This window comes from Streptomyces sp. DSM 40750, assembly GCF_024612035.1.
Classification (GTDB): Bacteria; Actinomycetota; Actinomycetes; order Streptomycetales; family Streptomycetaceae; genus Streptomyces.
Genome location: NZ_CP102513.1, coordinates 8402925 through 8428873 on the forward strand (window position 1 = coordinate 8402925; position 25949 = coordinate 8428873).

Sequence of the window (25949 nt, forward strand, 5' to 3'; positions counted from 1 at the left end):
ACTCGTTCAGCACACGGGCTTGCTCAGTACACGTCCCGCACGTACCGCTTCTCCGTCGCCAGCTGTTTCACATACGCGGCGGCCTCGCCCTCGGTCATCCCGCCGTGCGCGACGGCGACGTCCCGCAGGGCATTGTCGACGTCCTTCGCCATCCGGGAGCCGTCGCCGCAGACGTAGAAGCGGGCGCCGTCCTGGAGCCAGTGCCAGAGCTCGGGTCCGTGCTCGCGCATCCGGTCCTGGACGTAGACCTTCGCGCGCTGGTCACGGGAGAACGCGGTGTCCAACCGGCTGAGTACGCCCGACTCCTGAAGGCCCGTCAGCTCTTCCTCGTAGTAGAAGTCCGTCGCCCGGTGCTGCTCGCCGAAGAACAGCCAGTTGGGCGCCCGGTGGCCGAGGGCCTGCCGCTCCTGGAGGAAGCCGATGAAGGGGGCGACGCCGGTGCCGGGGCCGACCATGATCATGGGGGTCGCCGGATCGGTCGGCGGCCGGAAGTGCGGCGAGCGCTGGACGAAGACCGGCACCTCCAGGTCCGCCTCGCCGTCCGCGAGGAAGGGCGAGCAGACCCCGCCGCGCGAGCGCCCGTGCAGGTTCTCGTATCGCACCACGGAGACCGTCAGCGAGACGTGGTGCGGATCGACGAGCGGGCTGGACGAGATGGAGTACAGCCGGGGCTGGAGCCGCTTGAAGACGTCGGCCCACTCCTGCGCGGAGGCGCGTACGGCGAACTCGGTGACCACGTCAACGGCCTGCCGCCCCCACGACCACTGCGCCAGCCCGTCCTTGTTGTCCGGGCGCATCAGCTTCTTCAACTCCCGGTTGTCCCGGGTGCGTTCGGAGACGAAGCGGAGCAGGTCAGGGGTGATCCGGGTGACGTCGAGGTGCCGGTGCAGGGCCTCGGCGAAGGGTACCGGCCCAACTCCGTTGGCTTCCACGGGAGTCGAGCCGTCGAGGCCGGTCACCGCCAGCCACTCCGCCACCAGGCCGAGGGAGTTGACCGGCCGCACACCGAGCGCGTCGCCCGCCTCGTACGACAATCCTGTCCCGCTGGTGTCGAAGGTGAACCGGCGCACCTCCTTGCCCGCTCCGGGGAGGCTGAGCAGCCGGTTGCCGACCAGCCGGGCGGTGGCCGGCGCGGGCTTGGCGGAACGGGTGACGGGCGCGGACGCGGGGGCGGCCTGCGGCTTCGTGTCCGGAGCCGTGTCGGTTTCCGTTTGCGGAGCCGTGTCGGTTTCCGATTCCGTTTCCGTGCCGAGCGCTGTGATGACCTGGCCGAGCCAGGCGTCCGCCGACGGCTCGTAGTCCGGCTCGCAGTCCGTACGCGGGGCCAGGCGGACCGCGCCCAGCTCGTCGAGCCGTGCGTCCAGCCGACGGCCGTGTCCGCAGAAGTCGTCGTAGGAGGAGTCGCCGAAGGCCAGCACGGCGTAGCGCACGCCGTCCAGGCGCGGCGCCTCCTGGTGGGACAGCGCGTCCCAGAACCCGGAGCCGTTGTCGGGCGCGTCGCCGTCCCCGAAGGTGCTGGTGATCAGCAACAGGTCGGCCCCGCGCGGCAGTTGGTCAGGGTTCGCCTCGTCCATGCCGACGAGCGTCGCCCGGTGCCCGACGGCCCCCAGATGCTCGGCCGCCGCCACCGCGAACTCCTCCGCGGTCCCGGTCTGCGAGGCCCACAGCACGACGACCTCACGCCCGGCGGGCTCGACGACGGCGGGCGCCGCGCTCGGGGCCGCCGTCCGCGAGTACATGCCGGCGAGCACCCCGTTCACCCACACCGCGTGCTCCGGACTGAACGGCGCGCCCGCCGGCAGCACGGGCACACCCTGCACCCCGGAGCCGAGCCCGGCGAGGAAGCCGGTGAGGTACTGGCGTTCCTGGGCGGAGAGGACGGGAGGCGGTGAGGGCTCGAGACCGAACGGGTTCCCGCCGGGAGTGACCGCCGTCGGCACCAACGTCTCGGCGGGCCTGGCCACGACCGGCGCCTGCATCTGTTGTACTGGCGCCTGCAGCTGTACCGGCGCCGCCACCTTCGCCAGCGACACCGCACACACCTTCAACTCCGGCTGGAACGAGAGCGGATCCACCGCGTCGCTCGTCACCGCGTTGATGCTCAGATACTCGCCGAACAGGTCGTTCCAGTGGAACGGCGCGAACACGCATCCGGGCATCACCCGGTCCGACACCACCGCCGGCAGCACCGCCCGCCCCCGCCGGGACGCGACCTCCACGGAGTCTCCGTCCCGCACGCCCAGTTCACGGGCGTCCTGCGGATGCACCTCCACGAACGGCCCGGGGTTCAGCTTGTTGAGCTTGGCGACCCTGCCCGTCTTCGTCAGCGTGTGCCACTGATGCTGCAACCGCCCCGTGTTGAGTACGAACGGATAGTCGTCGTCCGGCATCTCGGCGGCCGGCATGTGCGGCCGGGCGTGGAAGACGGCCCGGCCACTGGCAGTGGGGAAGAGGAGCCCCCTGCCCGCACGGGCATCCGCATCCGCACGCCCATCCGTACCCGTGTCCACGTCCACATACCGGATCGGATTCCGCGCCGACCCGTCCTCCGCAGCCGCCGGCCACTGCACGGACCCCGACCGCAGCCGCTCGTAGGTCACGCCCCGCAGATCCCACCCCGTCTTCGGGTTCCACGCCCGCTTGATCTCCTCGAAGACCTGCTCGGCACTGTCGTACGAGAAGCCCTTCTCGAACCCCATCTCCCGGGCCACGGCCGCGATGAGCCGCCAGTCGGCCATGGCCTCGCCCGGCGGGTCGGCGGCGGGTGCGGCAAGCGTGAGGTTGCGTTCGCTGTTGATGAGGACGCCCTCGGACTCGGTCCACAGGGCGCCGGGGAGGACGACATCGGCGTACGCGTTGGTCTCGGTGTCGGCGAAGACGTCCTGCGTGACGACGAACTCGGCCGCTTCCAACCCCTCGATCACGGTCTTCCGGTTGCCCACGGAGGCGACCGGGTTGGTGCAGATGATCCAGCAGGCCTTGATCTCCCCGTCGGCCATCTTCTGGAACATCTCCACGGTGCCCTTGCCGGCCCCGTCCTTGCGGAGGGTGTCCGGCGCCAGCTCCCACAGCTCCTCGATGAACGCCCGCTCCTCGTCCACGAGCACGGACCGCTGACCGGGCAGCCCCGGCCCCATGTAGCCCATCTCGCGCCCGCCCATGGCGTTGGGCTGGCCGGTGAGCGAGAACGGCCCGCTGCCCGGGCGGCAGATCGCGCCGGTCGCCAGATGCAGATTGACGAGGGCGTTGGTGTTCCAGGTGCCGTGCGTGGACTGGTTGAGCCCCATGGTCCAGCAGCTCGTCCACTCGGCGGCCTCGCCGATCAGCCGGGCCGCCTCCCGGATGTCGTCCTCCGGAATGCCGGTGATCCCGGCGACGGCCTCCGGCGCGTACTCGGCGAGGAAGCCGGGCATCGCCTCCCAGCCCTCCGTGTGGGCGGCGATGAAGTCGGGATCGGTGTGCCCGTCCGCGTGCAGCAGCTGCAGCAGCCCGTTGAGCAGGGCGAGGTCCGTACCCGGACGTATCTGCAGGAACAGATCGGCCTTCTCCGCCGTCGCCGTGCGCCGAGGATCGACGACGATCAGCTTCGCGCCCGCCTTGACCCGGTCCATCATCCGCAGGAACAGAATCGGGTGGCAGTCGGCCATGTTCGAGCCGATGACGAGGAAGACGTCCGCCTTGTCGAGATCCTCGTACGAGCCGGGCGGTCCGTCGGCGCCCAGCGACAGCTTGTAGCCGGTGCCGGCGCTCGCCATGCACAGCCGGGAGTTCGACTCGATCTGGTTGGTGCGGATGAAGCCCTTGGCCAGCTTGTTCGCCAGGTACTGGGCTTCGAGGCTCATCTGGCCGGAGACATAGAAGGCGAACGCGTCGGATCCGTGCTCGTCGATGATCGCGCGCAGTCGCCGGGCGGTCTCGGCGATCGCGTCGGAGACGGGCGCGGGGACCGGCTCGTCGCCCCGGTCGTCCCGTACGAGGGCCGTGGTGAGGCGGCCGGGCGCGGCCAGCATGTCGGCCGTCGTCGCGCCCTTGGTGCAGAGGCGGCCGAAGTTCGCCGGATGGGACTTGTCACCGGACGCCTTCAGGACCGTACGCCGGCCGTCGGGACCCATCCCGACGTCCAGGAGCATGCCGCAGCCGACACCGCAGTACGAGCACACGGTCCGCACCTGGGTCGTGGTGCTCGGCGGGCCCTGCGCGGCCACGGGCGGCCCCTCTCTGTCGGCGTCCGGGGTGTCCGGGCGGTCTCCGGTCGCTGTCTGGTACGGCGGCCGGTCGGCTTCCGCTCAGCGTCCGAGTCGCTGCCCGGCAGGTCCGATCGTACGAATTGCCCGTTACGCCGATGTCACATGACCCGATCATGAGGCGTTACACCCGCCACACACGGCCGCGCGAGGGGATGTGAGGGCGGGATCCGGCCGTTGTACCGGAATGGGTGGTGTCGCGGTCCGTGTCGCTGTTGGGCCGAACGGGTGACCATGCGCAAGAATTGGCTGATGCAGTCATTCAGTGCGAGCCAGGGGGAAGGCCGGTGAACAGGGTGAGCAGCCACGATGTCACCGACGAACAGTGGGAGGGGCTCGCCCAAGTCGTGCCGTTGCGGGGCCGGGACGCCTGGCCGTCCGCGGTCGGCCACCGGACCATACCGGAGGCCGAGACCGAGGCCCGGCGCCGGTTCGTGGTCCTCCGCGTCAATGTCTTCGCGGACGCCCGCGAGGTGGCGGAGACGCTGATGGCCGGCGTTCCGGTGCTGCTGGATCTGTCGGGCGCGGAGCCCGACACGGCCAAGCGCGTGCTGGATTTCAGCACGGGGGTCGTTTTCGGCCTCGCCAGCGGAATGCACCGGGTCGACCGGAACGTGTTCCTTCTCACGCCGCCGGGGACCGAGGTGCGGGGGCTGATGGAAGGCGCGGGGGTTCCCGGGTTGTGACGCAAGGCGCCAGGGTCCCCGAGGTGGTGTGACAGACACCCGACCCGGAGCGCGTCCGCCTACCTCCGGGCGCTCCCGAGTGATCCGGAGAGCTCCCGGCGTGTCCCGAGCGGTCCCGGCCCGTCCCGAGAGCTCCCGGCCCGTCCCGGGCGCTCCCGAACGGTCCGGGGCGCCCTCGTGCGGTTCGGGGCGCTCCCTCGATCGTAGGAAGATCCACTGGGCGGAACGGTTTGCCTGGCGAACGGCCCCTACTGTCCGCATATGACCGTGTCATCCCTGTCGCCAGTGCTGTCCGGCGCGGACGCCGGGGCGCGCCCGGAGCGGCCGAGCGTCACCGAACTGCGGCTCTCCGCCTTCGCCGGACATCGGAACGCTGTCTTCCCGCTGGGCCCGCTGACCCTCCTCGCGGGACGCAGCGGCACCGGCAAGACCACCGCGCTGCGGGCGTACGAGGCGCTGGCGCGGCTCGGCGGCGGCGCCCGCCTCGACGAGGCGTTCCCGGACCCGGAGAGCTGTGTCCCCGAGCGGGCCCGCCCCGACGCCCAGCGGCGGCGCGGCTTCCGCATCGGCTGCACGGCCGACGGCCCCGAGGGACCCGTACGGCTCGACGTCGCCGTCCAGGCCGAGCCCGAACTCCGCATCGTGGGCGAGCGGTTGACGGCCGGCGGGCTGATCCTGCTGCAGACGGCACTGGTCGACCCCAGCCGCCCCGTCGTCCAGGCCGCCTGGCACACGGCCGGTTCGTCCCCGGTCACCCGTGGCCCCCTGCCCGACGATCTGCTCGGCACCGCGCTGCTCCCGCTCCGCGTCGCCGGCAAGACGGACGGCCAGCGCCAGGTCCTCGCCGCCGCCGAGCAGATGGTGGTCGCGCTCCGCTCGGTCTACGCCTGTGATCCGCGCCCCGGCCGGATGCGTGCCGCCGTGCCGCTCGGCTCCGGACGGCTGCTCCGGGGCTGCGACAACCTCGCCGACGTGCTGTGGCGCACACGGACGGAGTGCGGCCGACGGCACGCGCTGCTCGTCGCGGCCCTCCGCGACGGCTGCGCGGGCCCGGTCCTCGATCTGCTCGCCGAGCCGCTGCGCGACGGAGCGGTACGGGCGGTGCTGGACCGGGGCGACGGGGTGCGGACGGCCCTGGGCCTGCTCGGAGACGGAGAGCTGAGGTATCTCGCGCTGGCCCTCGTGCTGTTCACCGGCCCCGGGGTGCTGGAGGTCGACCCGGTCGCGGAGGTGCCGGCTGCGCTCCAGACGCTCACGGTCCTCGCCGACGGTTTCGACCGTGCCCTGGACCCGAGGCAGGCCCTGGAGCTGGTGCGGCTGGCGGCCCGGATGTGCGAGCGCGGGCACATCCGGCTGGTCGGCGCGGTGAGCGACGCGGCCTGGGCCGCCGGGGTGGCTGGGGTGGCGGTGGTAGACCTGAACCGTGAAAGATCCTGAATCCGCGCGGAAGCCCGACGTGGCGACCCTGCAGCGGCGGCTCGCCGAGTTCGCCGCCGCTCGCGACTGGCAGCCGTACCACACGCCCAAGAACCTGGTCTCCGCGCTGAGTGTCGAGGCGTCCGAACTCGTCGAGATCTTCCAGTGGTTGACACCGGAGGAGTCCGCCCGCGTGATGTCGGACCCGGAGACCGCCCACCGGGTCACGGACGAAGTCGCCGACGTGCTCGCCTACTTGCTCCAGCTCTGCGAGGTGCTGGGGATCGATCCACTGTCAGCCCTGGATGCGAAGATCGACCGCAACGAACGGAGATTTCCGGCGCCGGAGAAGCCCTGACGATGCTCGACGAGGAGCGCGTCAATCCGGTTGTCACTCTCCGGAGTTGAAGAGTTGTCCACAGCCGACTTGTTATCCACAGATTTCAGGCTTCCTCTGGCTTTCTGTCTCAGCGGACCTCACTGTGGGTAATGGACAGGCAAGAGTTCGGGCGGACGTGTGAGAGCGCGTCGGGACAGTCGGGGGCAGCGCATGGATGCGGTGCGGCTCATCTTGGCGAGCAGGCGTGCTCTGGCGGGCAGCGTCGAGGGACCTCAGATCATGGCCGAGGCGTGGCAGTCCTATGCCCTGGCCCAGGCGATCGGCAGCCGCCTCGCGGTCTCGGGTCCGCCCGAACTGCGCGGCGAGGCCCTGGGGTTGACCGAGCTGGCGGGCAGCGGCTGCGGCATACTCGGCGCCCCGCCGCTCGGCGTGGGTGATTTACGCGCCGCCCAGCTCACCGAGTTGGGCGACGCCCACGAGTCGCTGCTGCGGCTCGGGGGCCTGCTGGGGGAGGTCGGTATCGCGCTCGTGGGGCTGGCGAGCGGGGCGGACGACGAGGCGACGTACTGGCAGTGCATGGAGGCGATCGATGCGGCGGACGAGGCCCGGGACCGGGTGCTGGAGATGCTGCGACGCCTGGCGGTGAGAGACCAGGTGCTGTCGGAACGGGATGCGGCGACGGGGTGAGTCTGCCGGCTGCGGGTTGTGTAGCTGATTGCGCGTGGCGGGGGCGAGGACAACTTCGGGCGACAGACCGGGACATGGCGAACGCCCGGCCGGGAAAGGCTGGCCGGGCGTCGGGGTTCGTGACTGGGAGAAGGTCAGGCCGTGTCGCTCTCCTCCGCGGCGGCGGCACGCGGCCCCGCAAGGTCCGCGTCGAGCTGGGACAGGTCCGCGTTCAGGGCAGCCATCAACTCTTCCATCTGCTGGAGCAGACCCTTCGGCTGCGCAGGCACGGCGGCCTGCTCCGGCATGGCTTCCTGGGACATGTGACGGCCTCCTCGGCCCTCGCCCCCCGAGGGGGCACGTGTGCAGGCGTCCCGGCAGCGGCCGCCGGCGACGGGTGCCGGGCGGTCCGGCTCCTCCCGAGCAACGATCTCCGTTCCCCGCCGGTCACTGGCCCGAGTCCGTCCCATGCGCCGGATTGACGCAATTTCACCCGACCGTGGACCTGCGGCGCCGAGGGGACCGATGCCGTTGACCGACGGCCGAGCGTGCAGGATGGAGGCATGGATCTTCGCATCTTCACCGAGCCCCAGCAGGGGGCGACCTACGACACCCTCCTCACCGTCGCCAAGGCCACCGAGGAGCTCGGCTTCGACGCCTTCTTCCGTTCCGACCATTACCTCCGGATGGGCTCGACGGACGGTCTGCCCGGCCCCACCGACGCCTGGATCACCCTGGCCGGCCTCGCCCGTGAGACCAAGCGCATCCGCCTTGGCACCCTGATGACCGCCGGCACGTTCCGCCTGCCCGGCGTGCTCGCCATCCAGGTCGCGCAGATCGACCAGATGTCCGGCGGCCGCGTCGAACTCGGCCTGGGCGCGGGCTGGTTCGAGGAGGAGCACAAGGCGTACGGCATTCCGTTCCCCAAGGAGAAGTTCGCCCGCCTGGAGGAGCAACTGGCCATCGTCACCGGCCTGTGGGCCACCGAGGTCGGCAAGACGTTCTCGTACGAGGGCACTTACTACCAGTTGACCGACTCGCCCGCGCTGCCCAAGCCGGCGCAGACCAAGGTGCCGGTCCTGATCGGTGGGCACGGCGCGAGCCGCACCCCGCGCCTCGCCGGGCAGTACGCCGACGAGTTCAACATGCCGTTCGCCTCGATCGAGGACAGTGAGCGCCAGTTCGGCCGGGTGCGCAAGGCCGTCGAGGAGGCGGGCCGCAAGGCCGACGACCTCGTGTACTCCAACGCCCTGGTCGTCTGTGTCGGCAAGGACGACGCCGAGGTTCAGCGCCGAGCCGACATCATCGGGCGTGACGTCGACGAGCTGAAGGCCAACGGTCTCGCCGGCTCCCCGGCCGAGGTCGTCGACAAGATCGCCCGCTACCAGGCCATCGGCTCTCAGCGCCTCTACCTCCAGATCCTCGACCTCGACGACCTGGACCACCTGGAACTGATCTCCACGCAGGTGCAGTCGCAGCTGTCTTGACTTGCACCTCGGGCTGAAGCCTGAGGATTCTGGCCTTCTCCGCCGGTTGCTGTGCCGCTACGCGGCGCAGTTTCCGGTGGGGAATCCGTGGCTTCCTGTTTCTTCGCGCTGTGCCGGGACTGCTCCTGGTCTTACCGGCGCTCCGCAGGCTGATACCGCCAGTCCGGCGGCGGTCTTCACGTTGATCGCGGCGTTGGTGTCCCGGTCGTGGACGGTGCCGCAGGCGGTACAGGTCCATTCCCGGACGTTCAGGGGTTTGGGTCCGTCCTTGACGCCGCAGGTGGAGCAGGTCTGGGAGGTCGGTGTGAACCGGCCGATCTTGACCAGGGTGCGGCCGTACCGTTCCGCTTTGTACTGCAGCATGCTGATGAACGATGACCATCCGGCGTCGTGCACGGACTTGGCCAGCCTGGTGCGGGCCAGTCCCGCCACCGACAGGTCCTCCACGGCGATCCCTTGGTTCTCGGAGGTCAGCTTCGTGGAGAGCTGGTGGTGGAACTCACGGCGTGCGTCAGCGACTTCGGCGTGGGCGCGGGCGACCTTGAGGCGGGCCTTGGCCCGGTTCTTTGATCCCTTCTGCTTGCGGGACAGTTCCTTTTGGGCCTTCTTCAGCTTCTTCTCCGCGCGCCGCAAAAAGCGCGGGGAGTCAATCTTCGTGCCGTCGGAGAGGACCGCGAAGTGGCTCAGGCCGAGATCGATGCCGACGATGCGGTCGGTCTCCGGCATCCGGGCCGCGTCGGCGGCGGGGTCGGTGTCGAGGACGAAGGAGGCGAAGTACCGTCCGGCCGCGTCCTTGATGACGGTGACGGAGGTGGGGGTGGTGGGCAGCGTGCGGGACCACTTCACCTTCACCGCGCCGATCTTCGGCAGGTTCAGCCGTCCGCTGTCGGTGATCTTCCAGCGGGCGTTCGCGGTGAACCGGATCGAGTGCCGGGTGTCCTTGCGGGACTTGAACCGCGGCGCACCGGTCCTGGGGCCCTTGCGCGTGCCCTTGAGGGAGGCGAAGAAGTTGCGGTAGGCGGTCTCGGCGTCGCGCAGGGACTGCTGGAGTACCACCGCGGAGACCTCACCCAGCCAGGACCGCTCCTTCGTCTGCTTGGCCTCGGTGATCAGCTTCCGGGACAGCTGGCCGGCCGTCGGGTACGGCTGCTCGGCCTTTCGTGCGTCGTTACGAGCGCGGACCGCGTCGTTGAACACGACACGGGCGCACCCGAACGCCTTCGCCAACGCAGTCTGCTGACCGGTGTCCGGGTACAGGCGGAAGCTGTACCTGAGCTGCATGACGGCCACGCTACATACTTGGGTTATGAGTGAGATGCAGGAGATCAGAACTGGTCGGCACTGTGTTTTCGTGATGCATGTGCACTTGGTCTTCGTGACCAAGTTCCGGCACAAGGTGTTCACCGATGTTCATCTGACGCGGATGGAGGAGATCATGCGGTCGGTGTGCGCGGACTTCGAGTGCACACTGGTGGAGTTCAACGGCGAGGACGACCACGTCCACCTGCTGGTGGACTTCCCGCCCAAGGTCGCCGTGACCAAGCTGGTCAACTCCCTCAAGGGCGTCTCCTCCCGCCGCCTCCGGCAGGAGTTCCCCGACTTGGTGCGCCACTACTGGCGGGCCAACAAGCTCTGGTCCGGGTCTTACTTCGCCGGAACCGTCGGCGGCGCCCCGCTCACCGTGGTCAGGCAGTACATCGAGCAGCAGAACCGGCCGGTGTGAGCACAGCCCGGCTCCGCCGGGACCAGCCCTCGCGACGCTCCGCGCCGCAGGCGAAGAACCGCGGTGTCCGGCGCCGCCGGACTTGAGTCTGCGACGCTCCGCGTCGCCCCTGTCAGATTCGCTTCACCACTGGGCTGAATGCCGATGCACTGCGAATGAATTCCGGTAGCAAGGACGCGCGACCAGGCGGAGCCACGCCCCGCACCCCTCAAGGGGCGCGGGGCTGTGTCACGTACGGCTCCGCCGCGTGGGCGCGAGCAGCCAGGGACGACCGCGGCCGGCGACGGCGAACACAGCCCTGCGGCACTCCTCGCGAAGCTCCCACTCCACTTGACTCTTCAAGTAACTTCGCCCTAGGTTGAGCGGTGAATTAGTTGAACCATCAACTCATGGGTGCTGCTATGAACTCCATCCTCGCCCCGGCGGTCCCCGGCGGGGCGTACGACCGGTTCCTGGTCGATGCCCTGCCCAAGGCCCGCGCCCAGCGCGAGTGGACCCCTGAAGACGGCCCGCTCCCCGCGCTGTACCTGAGCCATGGCGCGCCCCCGCTCTTCGACGACGGCCCCTGGCTGCGGGAGCTCTTCGGCTGGGCCCAGTCGCTGCCGAAGCCCAGGAGCGTCCTGATCGTCTCCGCGCACTGGGAGGCGGCGCCCCTGTGCATCTCGGCCCCCGGGGCGCACACCCCTCTCGTGTACGACTTCGGCGGTTTCCACCCGCGCTACTACACGATGAAGTACGACACCCCGGACGCGAGCGCTCTGGCGCAGCGCGTGGCCGGGACCGTCCCCGACGGCGAGCCGCTGTACCAGCACCGCAGCCGGGGCCTCGACCACGGCGCGTGGGTGCCGCTCATGGCCATGTACCCCCTCGCGGACATCCCGGTCCTGCAGCTGAGCATGCCCACCCAGGACCCGGACCGGCTCCTCGGACTCGGCGCCCGGCTCGCCTCGCTGCGCGAGGAGGGCGTCCTGGTCGTGGGCTCCGGCTTCATGACCCACGGGCTGCCGTTCATCACCCCCGCCATGTTCCACGGCGAGGTCCCCGGCTGGTCCTCCGACTTCGACGCCTGGGCCGCCGACGCCCTCGCCCGGGGCGACGTCGACGAACTCGCCGCCTTCAAGGACCGCGCCCCCGGCATGCCCTACGCCCACCCCACCGTCGACCACTACATCCCCCTCTTCATCACCCTCGGCGCCGCCGGCCGGCCCGACGCGGCGGTGACCACGGCGATCGACGGCTACGCGATGGGCTTCTCGAAGAGGTCGTTCCAGACGGCGGTGTAAAGGGGGGCGCCGAAAACATCCGATCCGGACATCCGATCCGGACATCCGATCCGGACATCCGATCCGGACATCCGCCCCGGATATCCGCCCCCCCCGGACATCCACCGGACATTCACCCCGGACATTCGACCGGGACCTCCAGCCCGCACATCCAAAGCGTCTCGTTGTTGTGCAAAACGTTTTGGATGTCTAGCTTGTGCCGCATGAGCGACAGAACGCCCCCTTCCGCTACCGGCCACCGCCTCCTGGTGCGTGGCTGTGACGTGCTGCGCGTCCCGGTGGCGGGCGAGTGTGACGTACTGCCCGGGCAGGACATCGTGGTGGAGGACGGCGTCATCGCGGACGTACGGCCGACGGGGCCGGAGCGGCTGGGGGAGCGGGGCGCGGAGGTGGTCGACGGGCGTGGCCTGCTGGCCCTGCCCGGGCTCGTGAACGCGCACACGCACAGCCCGATGGTGTTGATGCGGGGTGCCGCCGAGGACGTGACGGTCGAGGGATGGTTCAACGACCGGGTGTGGCCGATGGAGTCCAATCTGACGGCCGAGGATGTGCGGGTCGGGGCGCGGCTGGCCTGTGCGGAGATGATCCGGTCGGGGGTCACGACCTTCGCGGACCACTACTTCTTTCCGGAACAGATCGCCGAGGCGGTCGCCGAGACGGGGCTGCGGGCCGACATCGCGCCCACCTGCTTCAGCAGCGGTGGCGAGCGGGCACTGGACGCCACCGTCGCGTTCGCGGAGGAGTGGCACGGCGGGGCCGGCGGCCGGGTGACCGTCTCGCTCGGCCCGCACGCGCCGTACACCGTGGACGACAAGGATCTGCGGACCCTGGCCGACCATGCCCGGCGGCTCGGGGTGCGGATCCACATCCATGCCGCCGAGCATCTGGAGCAGACGGAGTCGAGCCTGGAGCGGCGCGGGATCACACCGGTCAGGGTGCTGCACGACACCGGGGTGCTGGACGCCGGTGTGCTCATCGCGCACGGCTGTGGGATCGTCGAGCGGGATCTGCCGTTGCTGGCGGAGTACGCGGGCACGACCGCCGTGGCCTGCTGCCCCAAGGTCTACCTCAAGCACGCGCTGTCCCCGCTGACCCCGGTCCGCGGCCTGCTGGCCGCCGGGGTCACCGTGGCCGTCGGTACGGACGGGGCCGCCGGCCACAACACGCTGGACGTGTGGGAGGCGCTGCGGCTGGTCGCGCTCACCCAGAAGCAGGCGGTGCGGGACGCGACCTGGATGACCGTCTCGGACACGCTTCGGCTGGCCGTGCGGGGCGGAGCACGCGCCCTGGGCCTCCAGGACCGGATCGGTTCGCTGGAGCCGGGCATGCGCGCCGACATCGTCCTCACCGATCTGTCCGGACCGCACTGCCGTCCGCTGCACGACCCGCGCGCCGCCCTCGTCTACAGCGCCCGCGCCAGTGACGTACGCACGGTCGTCGTCGACGGACGGGTCCTGATGCGTGACGGGCGGCTGCTCACCGTCGACGAGCCCGCCCTGCTCGCCGAGGCGGACGCGCGCGTGGCGCGGATCCTCGACACCTCCCACGGGAGGGCGGTGCAGCACTATGACCCGTGAGACCGCCCATGAGAGACATGAGAGACACGAGAGACACGAGCGGTACGGGAACGGCGGCGCCCACGACCGGCCGGTCGTCCGCCGGGCCGCCTCCATCAAGGACGTGGCCGCGGCGGCCGGGGTCAGCCCGACCACCGTGTCGCATGTGCTGAGCGGGAACCGGCCCGTCAACGAGCAGACCGCGGCCCGCGTGCGGAGCGTCGTCAGCCGGCTGGGATACGTGCCCGCGTCGCTGGCCCGCAGCCTCCAGGCCGGGTCCACCTCCGTGATCGGGCTGCTGATCCCGGACATCAGCAACACCTTCTTCGCCGAGCTGGCCAAGGGCGCCGAGGACGCCGCCCACGACCTCGGGTACGGGCTGATCCTGTGCAACACCGAGTTCGACGCCGACCGCGAGGACCGCTATCTCGGCATGATCCGCAGCCGGTTCATCGACGGCATGGTGTACGCCTCCGGGTCGCCCCCGTCCCGGCGGCGACTGGAGGCGCTGATGGGCAAGTTCCCGATCGCGCTCGCCGACGAGGAGGTCGAGGGCCTGAGCGGCGCGCTCATCGCCAGTGCCGACCACGAGGCGGGTGGCCGGCTGGTCGGCGAGCACCTGCGGGCGCTGGGCCACCGCCGGGCCCTGATGCTGACCGGCCCCCGCGACCTGAAGAGCGGCGCGGCCCGCGCGCAGGGCTTCGTCCAGGCCTTCCACGGCGATGTCGTCGAGCGGACGGGCGACTTCAAGGAGGAGTCCGGGTACCGCCTGGTCGCAGAACTGCTCGACGACGGCGGCGGCTTCGCGGACCGTACCGCCGTGTTCGCGGCCAACGACCTGATGGCGTTCGGCGCGCTCGCCGCGCTGCGGGAGGCCGGGCTGTCCGTGCCGGACGACGTCTCCGTCGTCGGCTTCGACGACATCCGGGCCGCCTCGCTCGTCAACCCGCCGCTGACCACCGTCCACCAGCCCGCCTACGACGTCGGCCGCACCGCCACCGCGCAACTCCTCCAGTACGTCTCCCGGGGCGAGGTACCGCCCGCGTCCCGGCACACCCTCCCCGTCGAACTGAAGGTACGGGGCAGCACGGCGCCACCCGCCGCCCGCTGACCCGCGTCTCCGTCTCCCCAGGTCCGAGCCGCCGCCCCACGCGGCCATGTCCCGGTGCCCCGCACCCTGCGACCCGGCCCCGAACGTCCCGAAGTGCCCCCGCGAGAAAGGTGGTTGACCCATGCCTCGAGTCCTCGTCATCGGCGAGTCCTGGTTCACGTTCACGGTCCATCAGAAGGGCTTCGACGCCTTCCACACCGCCGAGTACACCGAGGGCGGCGGAGTCTTCCTCGACGCGCTGCGCGCCCGCGGCCACGAGGTGACGTACGTGCCCGCGCACGAGATACCCACCCGGGTCCCGGACACCGCCGACGGCTTCGACGCCTACGACGTCGTGGTCATCAGCGATGTCGGGGCCAACAGCTTCCAGTTGCCGCCGGAGACCTTCAACCGGTCCGAGCCCGCGCCCGACCGCTCGGAACTGGTGCGGGACTTCGTCGAGCGCGGGGGCGGGGTGCTGATGATCGGCGGCTACCTCACGTTCAGCGGCATCGACGCCCGCGCCCGCTGGGGGCGTACGCCGCTGGCCGCCGCCCTGCCGGTGACGATGCTCGACCGCGACGACCGGGTGGAGCTGCCGGCCGGGGCCGTACCCGAAGTGGTGGGCGGACACACGGTCGTGGCCGGCCTCGACCGGACCTGGCCCGCGCTCCTCGGCCTCAACGAGGTCACCGTACGGCCGGACGCCGCGCTGCTCGCCGAATGCGCCGGGCATCCGCTGCTGGCCGTCGGCGGCCACGGCACGGGCCGTTCGGCCGCCTTCACCTCCGATGTGGCCCCGCACTGGGCCCCGCCGCCGTTCCTGGAGTGGACCGGCTACCCGGAGCTGTGGGACCGCCTGGTGCGCTGGCTCGCGGGGGAGAAACTGTGACGGCCGCCGCCTCGACGCCGTCGGACGGCACGCCCCTGCCCATGCCCGCCCAACGGACCGGCACGCCCCTGCCCACGCCCGCCCGACGGACCGACACGCACCGGCCCGTCGGCACCCCCCACATCTCCGCCGCCCCCGGCGACTTCGCCCCGCTCGTGCTCATGCCGGGCGACCCGCGTCGGGCACAGCGGATCGCCGAGAGGTTCCTCGACGACGCCCGGCTCGTCACCGATGTGCGCGGCATCCTCGGGTACACCGGCAGCCACCGGGGCGTACCGATGTCCGTCCTCGCCTCCGGCATGGGCATCCCGTCGGTGTCGATCTACGCGACGGAACTCTTCCGGCACTACGGGGTCCGCCGGATCGTCCGGGTCGGCACGGCGGGCGCGCTCCCCGCCTCGGTCGCCGTACGGGACGTCGTCATCGCCTCCGCCGCGCACACCGACTCCAGCGTCAGTCGCCTCCTGGTGGACGGCGTGACCCTCTCGCTCGCCCCCTCCTACCGGTCGCTGCGCGCGGCCGTGGACGCGGCGGACTCCGTCGAACGGGAGGCGTCGGACGGGGTGGCCGTGCACATCGGCCCGGTGTTCTCCAGCGACCACTTCTACCTCGACCGGCCCGCCGTCCTCGACGCCCTCGAACGCCGGGGCACCCTCGCGGTCGAGATGGAGGCGGCCGGGCTGTACGCGGTGGCCGCGGCGGAGGGCGGCGAGGCCCTCGCCGTACTGACCGTGTCGGACCACGTGCGCACCGGGGAGGCACTGTCCGCCGCCGACCGGGAGACCGGCTTCGACCGGGCCGTACGCATCGCCGCGGCCGCGCTGCTGGCCGACGGCTGAAATTCCCCTGGCAGAAATCAAACAGAAACCTGTCGACGTAGCCAAAACGTTTTGCACTTCCTACTGTCAACCCAGTCCCTCAGTCATTCCCATACCAGGAGCAGAAAATGATCAGGAGGTCGATGACGATGAGAAGATTCGCACCGGGCGCCGCCGTCGCGGTGGCGGGAATGCTCGTACTGACCGCATGCGGGGGATCGGGGTCGGACGACTCCGGGTCGGCCTCCTCCGGAAAGACCCGGATCAAATTGGTGATCAATGGCGGACTCGGCGACAAGTCGTTCTTCGACTCCGCCCACGAGGGCCTGAAGCGGGCCGAGAGCGAGCTCGGCTACGAGTTGAAGGTCGTGGAGCTGGGCCAGGACCGCACCAAGTGGGAGCCGGGCTTCGAGGACGCGGCGGCCGCCGACGACTACGACATCCTCGCGGCCGGTACCTTCGACGTCACCGACTACATCGGTGAACTCGCCCCGCAGTACCCGGACAAGAAGTTCTGGGTGTTCGACTCGGCCGTCGACTACACCGGTAAGAACGGTTGTTCCAACAAGTGCGAGAACGTCTACTCGGTGACTTTCAAGCAGAACGAGGGCGGATATCTGGCCGGATTCCTCGCCGAGAAGCTGGTCGCCGAGAAAGCCCTCAAGGGCGCCGAATCCCTGAACAAGGTCGGAGTCGTCGGCGGTGTGAAGATCCCCGTCATCGAGGACTTCATCATCGGATTCAAGGCCGGATTCAAGGCGGCCGGCGGCAGGAACTCCCGTGTCCTCGTGCAGTACGTCGGCGGCGACAAGCCCTTCGGTGACCCCGCCAAGGGCAAGGAGATCTCCACGGCGATGTACGGGCAGGGCGCCGCTCTCGTCTGGCCGGTCGCCGGGCTCTCCGGACTCGGCACCTTCGAGTCGGCCGCGAGCGCCGGGCGTTACACCTTCGGCGTCGACTCCGACCAGTACCAGACCCTCACCGACAACGCCCAGAAGAACACCGTCGTCACCTCGATCCTCAAGAACGTCGGCAACGCCCTCTACAAGGCCGCCGAGGACGACAAGAAGGACGCCGTGAAGTACGGCGCCGTCGAGAGTGTCGGGCTCGCCGAGGACGCGGTCGGCTACGTCGACGACGACCACTTCCAGGAGGTGGTGCCGGAGAAGATCCGCACCGAGCTCCAGGAGGCCGCCGACAAGGTGAAGTCCGGTTCCCTCACGGTCCCCAGCGCCTTCTGACCCCCGAACGGCTTTGAGATGAACGAGTCATGGGACCCGGCCGGGTCCGCCGTCGCCACCCGTGCGGTCACCAAGACGTACGCCAACGGTGTGCGCGCGGTCCGGGGCGTCGACCTCGACGTACCGGCCGGTGAGATCCGCGCGGTCGTCGGCGAGAACGGCGCGGGCAAGTCCACGCTGATGAAGCTGTTCTACGGCCTGGAGCAGCCCACGTCCGGCGAGATCCTGATCGGCGGCCGGCCCCGCGTGTTGCGCGGCCCGGCCCCCGCGATCGCGCTCGGCGTGGGCATGGTCCACCAGAACCTGATGCTGGTGCCGTCCTTCACGGTCGCCCAGAACGTCGTCCTCGGCGTCGAACCCGGCCGCCGGGGCCTGGTCGACGCCAAGGCGGCCGTCGAGGCGACCGCCCGCCTCGCCGAGGAGGCCGGACTCGCCGTCGACCCGCTGGCCCGCGTCGACGAGGTGTCGGTCGGCATGCGCCAGCGCGCCGAGATCCTCAAGGCCCTCCACCGCCGCGCCCGGGTACTGATCCTGGACGAGCCGACCGCCGTCCTCACCCCGCAGGAGACGGAGGACCTCTTCGCCGCCGTACGACGGTTGCGCGACGGTGGGATGACCGTGCTGTTCATCTCCCACAAGCTGCGCGAGGTACGGGAGATCAGCGACAAGGTGAGCGTGATGCGCGCCGGCGCCCTGGTCGGGACCGTCGCCACCGCCGACACCACCCAGCACTCCCTGGCCGCGATGATGGTCGGCCGCGAGATGTCCCTCGACGTCGCCCGGGGCCCAGCGAGGCGCGGCGGGACCACGCTGCGGGTGCGGGACCTGGCGTACGACGCCCCGACCGGCCAGTCCCTGCACGGCCTCGACTTCGACGTCGCGGCGGGCGAGATCGTCGGCGTGGCCGGCATCGAGGGCAACGGGCAGACCGAACTCGCCGAGATCCTGGCCGGGTTGCGCCGGCCGAGCGCGGGGACCGTCCGCGTCGGAGACACCGACACCGCCGGTCTGGACGTCGCGGGACACCGCCGGGCCGGCATCGGATACGTCCCCGAGGACCGCCTCCACGACGGGGCCGCCCTGGACGAGTCCATCGCCGACAACCTCGTCGTCGACCGGCACGACCGCCCGCCTCTCGCCCGCCGCGGCGTCCTGCGCCCGGCAGCCGTACGCGCCCACGCCGAGCAACTCGTCGCGGACTACGCGATCCGTACCCCCGACCCGTCCGTCCCGGTGCGCGCGCTGTCCGGCGGCAACATGCAGAAGGTCGTCGTCGCCCGCGAACTCTCCGCCGCGCCAAGGCTGTTGATCGCCTGCCAGGTCACGCGCGGCGTGGACATCGGCGCGATGCGCTTCATGTACGAGCGTCTCGTCGCCGCGCGGGACGAGGGCGCCGCCGTCCTCCTCATCTCCGCCGACCTCACCGAACTCCTCGCCCTCTCCGACCGGTTGCTCGTCCTCAAGGACGGCCACCTCGTCGGCCGCTTCGACGACACGACCGGCCTCACGGAGAAACGGGTCGGTCTGTACATGCTCGGCGTCGAGCAGCACGACCGTGGCCGGCCGGCAGCGGGGGACGACGACGATTCCGGCGACTCCGGGAAGGCGACCGCCGAATGACCACCAGCCCTCCGGCCACCCTCATCGAGAGCGAGGACCGCCGGGAGTACAAGGCCACCCGGCGCCGCGGCCTCGCCGTCGACCTCAGCATGACCCTGGCGACGATCCTGGCCGCCCTCGCCATCGGCTTCCTCGTGATGCTCGCCACCGGCAAGGACCCGATCGCGGCCTACGAGGCCTTGCTCACCGGCCCGTTGGAGCGTTCCTTCCGCGTCGGCCGCTGGCTGGAGGACGCCACCACACTCACCCTGCTCGGCCTGTCGGTGGCGATCCCCTTCCGGGCCCGGCAGATCAGCCTGGGCGCCGAAAGCCAGCTGTACGCCGGCGCGTTGGCGGCGGCCACGGTCGCGATCTTCCTGCCGCTGCCGCCGGTCGCCGCCGTGATCGTCCCGCTGGTCGCCGCGGCGGCGGCCGGGGCCGGCATGGGCTTCGTACCGGGATCGATGAAGGCCCGGCTCGGCGCCAACGAGATCGTGGCGACGCTGATGCTCAACGCCATCGTCGTCCGCGTCTACGACTACCTGGTCAACGGCCCGCTGAAGGAGCCGGGAAGCAGCGCCGTCCACTCGGAGCGCATCCAGCCGGACTCCGCCCTCACCCCGCTCACCGAATGGCTCGGCATCCCCTTCGGCCGCGCGAACGTCGGCTTCCTGCTGATGCTGCTCACCGCCGTCGCGCTGTGGCTGCTCATCACCCGTACCCCGCTCGGCTACCGCATCCGGATGACCGGCTCGAACGTCCACTTCGCCGAGTACGGCGGTATCCGGGTGCCCCGCGCCATCGAGTGGAGCTTCGTCATCGGCGGGGCCGTCGCGGGCCTGGCGGGAGCGCATCTCGTGCAGGGCGTGTACGGGCGGCTGGAGCCCGGGCTCGCCGGGAGCCTCGCCTTCGAGGGGATCGTGGTGGCGCTGCTCGCCCGCAACAACCCGCTGGTCGTCGTGGTCGCCGGCCTCTTCTACTCCTACCTGCGTGCCGGGGGAGACATCATGGAACAGCAGACCGACGTGGGCACGGAGATCGTGGTCGTGATCCAGGCGGTCATCGTGCTGCTGGTCACCGCCCAGGCCCTCCCGGACCTCCTCAAGCGCCGCCTCGCACGCAGGCAGGCCGACCCCTCGCGCAAGCAGTCCGGCGCCGCGCACGGGGAGGCGGGTGCCCGATGAGTTCGGTCCTGGACGTCGTCCTCAGCAGCGCCTTCCTCGCGGCCGTCCTGCGCGTCGCGACCCCCTACCTGCTCGCGGCCATGGGCGGACTTGTCGCCGAACGCGCCGGCATCAGCAACATCGCCCTGGAGGGCCAGATGCTGAGCGCCGCCTGCACGGGCGCGCTGGTCGCCGGCTACAGCGGATCGGTAGCGGCCGGAGCTTTCGCCGGAGTCGCCGTGGCCGTGCTCCTCGGCCTGCTGCTCGCCGCGCTCCGCCTGGAACTGGGCGCCGACGCGATCATCGCCGGCATCGGACTCAACCTGCTCGCCTCCGGCGGCACCGCCTACGCCGTCTTCACCCTCCTCGACGACAAGGGTGGCACCTCCGGCCTCAACAGCGGCACCCTGCCGACGATCACCCTGCCCGGCATCGAGCACATCCCGGTGGTGGGCGAGGTGCTGAGCGGCCAGAACATGGTCACCTGGCTGGCCTTCCTCGCCGCCCCCTTCGTCGCCTGGCTCTTCTACCGGACCCGCTTCGGCTTCCACCTCCGCGCGGTCGGCGAGATGCCGGACGCCGCATCCTCGGTCGGCATCGCGGTACGGCGCGTCCAGTACGCCGGGCTCGCCCTCAGCGGCGCCCTCGCCGGCCTCGCCGGGGTCTTCCTCAGCATGGGATACGTCTCCTTCTTCGTCCGGGACATGACCGCCGGCCGCGGTTTCATCGCCCTCGCCGCGGTGTTCCTGGGCGGCCTGCGCCCCTGGGGCGTCTTCCTCGCCGCCCTCGGCTTCGGCGCGGCCGAGGCGCTGGCGGTCCAACTCGGCACCCTCGACGTACCACCACAGCTGGTGTCGACCATCCCGTACGCCATGACACTCGTCGCCCTCGCGCTGTACGCGTGGCGCAGGAAGCGGCGCGGCATGGGGGAGGTGGCCCCGACCTCGGTCTGACCCGCGCCTCGGTCCGACCCGGGCCTCGGTCCGACCCGGGCCTGTCTCTGACCCGGACGTGTCTTTGCCTCGGGCCTGTCTTTGCCGCGGGCCTGTCTCTGACGCCGGGCTCTCTCGGCCCCTGGCCTCGCGCGACCGCGGTCTTCGTCCTGCCCCCTGGCCTCCCCCTGCCCCCGACCTCCCCCTGCCCCCGGCCTTCCCGGCCCCTGTCCCACCACTCCTCCTGCCGCCCGACAGCCCGGCGATTTCCTTCCGCCGCAACGGTGATCAGCCACGACGGCGCATTCCGCCGGTGCCGAGCCCAGGCGCGCCCAGCCGCCCGCACCCCAGCCGCCCGCACCCCAGCCGCCCGCACCCCAGCCGCCCGCACCCCAGCCACCCGCACCCCAACCGCCCTCACCCCTGGAGGGGAACACCCATGCCCAGCAACACACACCGGCACAGAGCCCGCCGCAGACGCGCGGTCCTCGGCTCCCTCACGACAGCCGCACTCCTCGGCGGACTCGCCCTCACCAACGGCCTCGTCGCGGACGCCGCCCCGGAAGCGGAAGGGGTCAAGCGCACCCAGAACGGCATCACCCTCCTCGACACGCTCACCGTCCCCGCCGGAACCACCGAGTTCGGCATGCCCTTCGGCGGCCTCTCCGGCATCGACTACGACCCGCAGACCCACACGTACGCGGCCCTCAGCGACGACCGTTCGGAGAACGGCAAGGCCCGCTTCTACTCGCTCCAACTGCCGCTCAAGGGCGAGGAGTTCGCGGAAGACAAGCCCACCCTCGACACCCTGACCGTCCTCGACGACACGACCGGTGAACCCTTCGCCGCCAAGGCCGTCGACCCGGAGGCGATCCGCTGGAACCCGGACGGCAAGGGTCTGCTGTGGACCAGTGAGGGCGCCTCGGCCTCCGGGCAGCCGGCGTTCGTCCGTGAGACGTCCGCGTCCGGCGCGTACATACGCGAACTCCCGCTGCCGAAGGCGTACGCCCCGGTCCGCTCGGAGTCGGGCACGCTCACCGCCGGGGTCCGCAACAACCAGGCGCTGGAAGGACTGACCCTCACCCCGGACGGCCGCAAGGTCGTCACGATCACCGAGAACGCGCTCGTCCAGGACGGCCCGGCGGCCGGACTGACGGCCAAGAGCCCGTCCCGGCTGCTGGTGACGGACCGCCGTACCGGCGAGGCGGAGGCCGAGCACGTCTACGAGGTCGACCCGATCTCCGCCGCGCCCACCGCCCCGCTGCCCGCCCCCGTCGGCACGTACGCGGCGGACCGGGGCGTCTCCGAGATCCTCGCGATCAACAAGACCGACTACCTCACCGTCGAGCGCTCCTTCGCGTCCGGTGTCGGTTTCGCGATCCGTCTGTACTGGACCACCACCCGAGGCGCGACGGACGTACACGGCGAGGCGAAGCTGTCCGGCTCGGAGCGGCCGATGCCGAAGAAGCTGCTGTACGACTTCACCCTGTCCGGCACGGACGCCGACAACGTCGAGGGCATCACCTGGGGCCCGACCCTGCCCGACGGCTCCCGCACGCTCGTCCTGGTCGCCGACGACAACTTCGGCTTCAACGGCAGCGTCACCAAGTTCCATCTGCTGTCCATGCGTCCCGAAGTCCTGACCGGCGGTTTCCCCGCTCCCCCCGAGCAGCCGTCCACCGTCGACGTCCAGCTGCTCTCCTTCAACGACTTCCACGGCAACCTGGAGCCGCCCACGGGCCGTGACGCCAACCTCGGTTCCAAGCTGGACGCGAAGTCCACGCCGGTCGGCGGCGCGGAGTACCTGGCGGCCCGGCTCAAGCAGCTCCGCGAGGGCACGGACGCCTCACTGACCGTCGCCGCCGGTGACGTCATAGGCGCCAGCCCCTTCCTCTCCGGCCTCTTCCACGACGAACCGACCGTCGAGTCCATGGAGAAACTGCACCTGGACGTCACGAGCGTCGGCAACCACGAATTCGACGAGGGCACCGAGGAACTGCTGCGCATCCAGCACGGCGGCTGCCACCCCGAGGACGGCTGCTACATCAAGGACGAGCCGTACGACGGCTCCTCCTTCCCGTGGCTCGCGGCCAACGTCCTCGACCGCACCACCGGCAAGCCGCTCCTCGCCCCCACCTGGGTCAAGCAGGTCGACGGCGTCAAGGTCGGCTTCATCGGCATGACCCTGGAGGGCACCTCCGAGGTCACCGGCCAGTCCGGCATCAAGTCCGTGCGCTTCACCGACGAGGTCGAGACCGCCGACTCCGCCGCCCGCAAGCTGCGCCGTCAGGGCGTCGAGGCGATCGTGGTCCTGCTCCACGAGGGCGGCGTGCAGGCCGGTTCGTACGGGCAGTGCGACGGCATCTCCGGACCGATCGTCGACATCGCGAAGCACCTGGACCCGGCCATCGACGCCGTCGTCACCGGCCACACCCACCAGCCGTACATCTGCTCCCTGCCCGACCCGGCGGGCAACCCGCGCACGGTCACCTCGGCCTCGTCCTTCGGCCGCGTCGTCACCGAGACGCGGCTCCCGGTGGACCGCCGTACCGGTGACGTCGTACGCGACCAGGTCGCCGCGATGAACCACCTCGTCACCCGCACCGTCACCAAGAACGCCGACCAGACGGCCGTCATCGACAAGTGGAAGGCGCTCTCCGCGCCCCTCGCCAACCGCGTCGTCGGCAGCGTCACCGCCGACATCACCCGCTCCGAGACCCGCGACGCCGAGTCGGACCTCGCGAACCTCGTCGCCGACGCCCAGCTGGCCGCGACCTCGGCACCCGAACGAGGCGGCGCCCAGATCGCGTTGATGAACCCCGGCGGCGTACGGGCGGACCTCGTCCACGCCTCCTCGACGGGCGGCGAGGCGCCGGGCGAGATCACCTACGCCGAGGCCTTCGCCGTACAGCCCTTCGCCGGGTCCCTGGTGTCGGTCGACCTCACCGGAGCGCAGATCGAGCAGATCCTGGAGGAACAGTTCAACGACTCCGGCACCCGCGCACCCACCCTCATGCTGGGCGTCTCCAAGGGCCTGACGTACTCCTTCTCCCGCAGCGCCCCGGTCGGCGACCGCATCGACCCGTCATCGATCAAGCTCAACGGTGAGCCGCTGGGGCCGGACACCACGTACCGCGTGACCGCCAACACCTTCCTCGCGGCAGGCGGCGACGGCTTCACCACCTTCGCCGAGGGCGAGAACACGGTCGGAGGCGGCGACGACATCACCGCACTGACCGACCACCTCGCGGCCCAGAGCCCCGTGGCACCGCCGGGGACGGATCGGGTGACCGAACTGCCCTGATGGGGGGTGAGGCCTCGCGGACAGGGCCATGGCCGGGAAGGGACGCTGGTGGGCGTTCCTTCCCGGCCACGGCCGTCGCGGGCTACGGCAGTCGAGTACGCGCTCCCACTGCGCCGAGGGGAGGACGTGGGCTCGCCGGGGGCAGTCCGAGGACGCGTGCGCGGGCGGCAGCCGTGAGCAGGGCCGGGTGGAGGAGGCCCGCCGGTGAGCCGACGAGGTGGTAGACGCGGTCCAGGGCGCGTTGGGCGCGGAGGTCGCCGTGTACGGCGAGCCGGTCCACCTCGCCGGACCAGCGGCCGAACAGCGCGTCCAGCGCTTCCAGGGGCTTTGGGGAGTTCAGAACCTTCGGGGCGCCCGGGGCGCCCGGGGTGTCGCCGAGGTGGCGGCGGTCCTCGCCGGTCGCGATGGCCCAGGGGAGGTCGGCGGCGCGGTGCAGGCGTCGCATCAGCCGCTGCTCCCATCCCGGGCGGAGGCGGGCGGTCAGTGCGTTCCGCAGGAGCAGCGCCTGGCTCGCGGCGACGGTGATGCCCTGGCCGTACACCGGGTTGAAGGCGCACAGCGCGTCGCCGAGGACCAGGAGGCCGTCCGGCCAGTGCGGCAGACGGTCGTAGCGGCGGCGTACGTTGTGGGTGCGGCGGTGGACGGTGATGTCGCCGACCGGCCGTGCCGAGCGCGTGAAGTCGGCCAGCGCCGGGTCCCGCAGCCGGCCGAGGAAGGCGTCGAAGCCCGCCGGGTCGCGCGTCGGCCGCACATCCCCGGCACCCACGGCCGCCACCATCCAACGACCCCCTTCCACGGGCAGCGCGACGCCCCCGGCCGCCGCCCCCGGCACCGGCAGCATCACGATGCCCGCGACCCGGCCGAGCAGGTCCGGCGGCGCGGCGTAGATTCGCCCCGCGTACCCGAACCCGGCGTCGACGACGGTGGTTTCCGCCTCCTCGACCCCCAACGTGCCCAGCCAGTGGGGCAGCCGGGAACTCCTGCCGGAGGCATCGACGACGAGCCCGGCGCGGAGGGACGTTCCGTCGAAGCACTCGACGAGCCATCCTCCGACGGAGTCGGCGGTGGTTCCCGTACGGCTCAGGCCTCGCACCCGAACACCGCCCCGCACCTCCACCCCGGGCAGCTCCACCACCCGCCGCCGGACCGTGTGCTCGACCAACGGCCGGGTCGCCGAGACCAGTTCGAACGCGGGCGTGCCGAACGGCGCCCAGCCGCGTTCGCCCAGCCACGCCAAGTCACCCGTGTCCAGTGGCACTCCACCTCCGGCGACCAACTCCTCGCGCAGCCCGGGAAGGAGTTCCTCGATCGCGCGCAGCCCGCTGTACAGCAGTACGTGCGGCTGACGGCCCTGGGGGACACCACCCCGCGGCTCAGGTGTCGCGCAGGCACTGATGGGGTCCTGTTCGAGGACGGTGACCGACCGGCCCGTGGTCGCGATGACCGCCGCCGACAGCAGCCCGGCCATGCCCGCCCCGATGACGACGACATGCTCGTCGCTCCCCACGG

General features: G+C 71.0%; 20 protein-coding genes. 16 read left to right on the plus strand and 4 right to left on the minus strand.

Annotated elements, in window-relative coordinates; all coding sequences use genetic code 11:
* Window positions 1-23 precede the first annotated feature (23 nt).
* Window positions 24-4205 carry a bifunctional nitrate reductase/sulfite reductase flavoprotein subunit alpha gene (locus tag JIX55_RS37310; RefSeq protein WP_257567620.1) on the minus strand — a complete coding sequence of 1394 codons (4182 nt, stop codon included), beginning with the start codon at window positions 4203-4205 and terminating at the stop codon, window positions 24-26.
* 335 nt (window positions 4206-4540) lie between these two features.
* Between JIX55_RS37310 and JIX55_RS37315 the strand changes: the two genes are divergently transcribed.
* From JIX55_RS37315 to JIX55_RS37330, 4 genes are all read left to right on the plus strand, one after another.
* The gene (locus JIX55_RS37315) at window positions 4541-4930 is read left to right on the plus strand and encodes a cell division protein SepF (protein WP_257567621.1); all 390 of its coding nucleotides are present in this window, start codon (window positions 4541-4543) and stop codon (window positions 4928-4930) included.
* 261 nt (window positions 4931-5191) lie between these two features.
* Entirely contained in the window at window positions 5192-6367 is a 1176-nt protein-coding gene (locus tag JIX55_RS37320) for an ATP-binding protein (protein ID WP_257567622.1), read from the plus strand.
* Window positions 6354-6704: a nucleotide pyrophosphohydrolase gene (locus tag JIX55_RS37325; protein WP_257567623.1), complete on the plus strand. Its 351-nt coding sequence runs from the start codon at window positions 6354-6356 to the stop codon at window positions 6702-6704. Before JIX55_RS37320 ends, JIX55_RS37325 begins: the two co-directional genes overlap by 14 nt.
* A gap of 192 nt (window positions 6705-6896) precedes the next feature.
* Complete coding sequence (locus JIX55_RS37330; protein ID WP_257567624.1) at window positions 6897-7373, plus strand: DUF6099 family protein; 477 nt, start codon at window positions 6897-6899, stop codon at window positions 7371-7373.
* A 134-nt stretch (window positions 7374-7507) separates the two neighbouring features.
* Here JIX55_RS37330 and JIX55_RS37335 read toward each other — a convergent pair whose 3' ends face one another.
* Window positions 7508-7675, minus strand: a complete 168-nt coding sequence (locus JIX55_RS37335) for a hypothetical protein (protein WP_257567625.1) — start codon at window positions 7673-7675, stop codon at window positions 7508-7510.
* Window positions 7676-7915: 240 nt separating this feature from the next.
* On the opposite strand from JIX55_RS37335, the gene JIX55_RS37340 reads away from it, so the two are divergent.
* On the plus strand, window positions 7916-8839 hold the full coding sequence (locus tag JIX55_RS37340) for an LLM class F420-dependent oxidoreductase (protein ID WP_257567626.1): 924 nt from the start codon (window positions 7916-7918) through the stop codon (window positions 8837-8839).
* A 57-nt stretch (window positions 8840-8896) separates the two neighbouring features.
* On the opposite strand, the gene JIX55_RS37345 is transcribed toward JIX55_RS37340, so the two are convergent.
* Window positions 8897-10120: an RNA-guided endonuclease InsQ/TnpB family protein gene (locus JIX55_RS37345; RefSeq protein WP_257567627.1), complete on the minus strand. Its 1224-nt coding sequence runs from the start codon at window positions 10118-10120 to the stop codon at window positions 8897-8899.
* A gap of 25 nt (window positions 10121-10145) precedes the next feature.
* On the opposite strand from JIX55_RS37345, the gene tnpA reads away from it, so the two are divergent.
* From tnpA to JIX55_RS37400, 11 genes are all read left to right on the plus strand, one after another.
* Entirely contained in the window at window positions 10146-10562 is a 417-nt protein-coding gene (gene tnpA, locus JIX55_RS37350) for an IS200/IS605 family transposase (RefSeq protein ID WP_257567628.1), read from the plus strand.
* A gap of 389 nt (window positions 10563-10951) precedes the next feature.
* Window positions 10952-11845, plus strand: a complete 894-nt coding sequence (locus JIX55_RS37355) for a dioxygenase family protein (protein ID WP_257567629.1) — start codon at window positions 10952-10954, stop codon at window positions 11843-11845.
* Window positions 11846-12048: 203 nt separating this feature from the next.
* Window positions 12049-13422 carry an amidohydrolase gene (locus tag JIX55_RS37360; protein ID WP_257567630.1) on the plus strand — a complete coding sequence of 458 codons (1374 nt, stop codon included), beginning with the start codon at window positions 12049-12051 and terminating at the stop codon, window positions 13420-13422.
* Window positions 13412-14512 (plus strand): LacI family DNA-binding transcriptional regulator, encoded by a 1101-nt coding sequence (locus JIX55_RS37365; protein ID WP_257567631.1) that lies wholly within the window; start codon window positions 13412-13414, stop codon window positions 14510-14512. The genes JIX55_RS37360 and JIX55_RS37365 overlap by 11 nt, the downstream gene beginning before the upstream one ends.
* Before the next feature lie 121 nt (window positions 14513-14633).
* Entirely contained in the window at window positions 14634-15383 is a 750-nt protein-coding gene (locus JIX55_RS37370; RefSeq protein ID WP_257567632.1) for a glutamine amidotransferase, read from the plus strand.
* Complete coding sequence (gene deoD / locus JIX55_RS37375) at window positions 15380-16222, plus strand: purine-nucleoside phosphorylase (protein ID WP_257567633.1); 843 nt, start codon at window positions 15380-15382, stop codon at window positions 16220-16222. The genes JIX55_RS37370 and deoD overlap by 4 nt, the downstream gene beginning before the upstream one ends.
* Window positions 16223-16350: 128 nt before the next feature.
* Window positions 16351-17442: a BMP family lipoprotein gene (locus JIX55_RS37380; RefSeq protein WP_257567634.1), complete on the plus strand. Its 1092-nt coding sequence runs from the start codon at window positions 16351-16353 to the stop codon at window positions 17440-17442.
* Between the two features lie 18 nt (window positions 17443-17460).
* Window positions 17461-19062 carry an ABC transporter ATP-binding protein gene (locus JIX55_RS37385; RefSeq protein WP_257567635.1) on the plus strand — a complete coding sequence of 534 codons (1602 nt, stop codon included), beginning with the start codon at window positions 17461-17463 and terminating at the stop codon, window positions 19060-19062.
* Window positions 19059-20225 (plus strand): ABC transporter permease, encoded by a 1167-nt coding sequence (locus JIX55_RS37390; protein ID WP_257567636.1) that lies wholly within the window; start codon window positions 19059-19061, stop codon window positions 20223-20225. The genes JIX55_RS37385 and JIX55_RS37390 overlap by 4 nt, the downstream gene beginning before the upstream one ends.
* Window positions 20222-21157 (plus strand): ABC transporter permease, encoded by a 936-nt coding sequence (locus JIX55_RS37395; protein WP_257567637.1) that lies wholly within the window; start codon window positions 20222-20224, stop codon window positions 21155-21157. The genes JIX55_RS37390 and JIX55_RS37395 overlap by 4 nt, the downstream gene beginning before the upstream one ends.
* 418 nt (window positions 21158-21575) lie before the next feature.
* Window positions 21576-24440, plus strand: a complete 2865-nt coding sequence (locus tag JIX55_RS37400) for an esterase-like activity of phytase family protein (RefSeq protein WP_257567638.1) — start codon at window positions 21576-21578, stop codon at window positions 24438-24440.
* Window positions 24441-24522: 82 nt separating this feature from the next.
* Here the strand turns inward: JIX55_RS37400 and JIX55_RS37405 are convergent, their stop codons facing one another.
* Window positions 24523-25947, minus strand: coding sequence for an FAD-dependent oxidoreductase (locus JIX55_RS37405; RefSeq protein ID WP_257567639.1), 1425 nt, complete (start codon window positions 25945-25947; stop codon window positions 24523-24525).
* Window positions 25948-25949 lie beyond the last annotated feature (2 nt).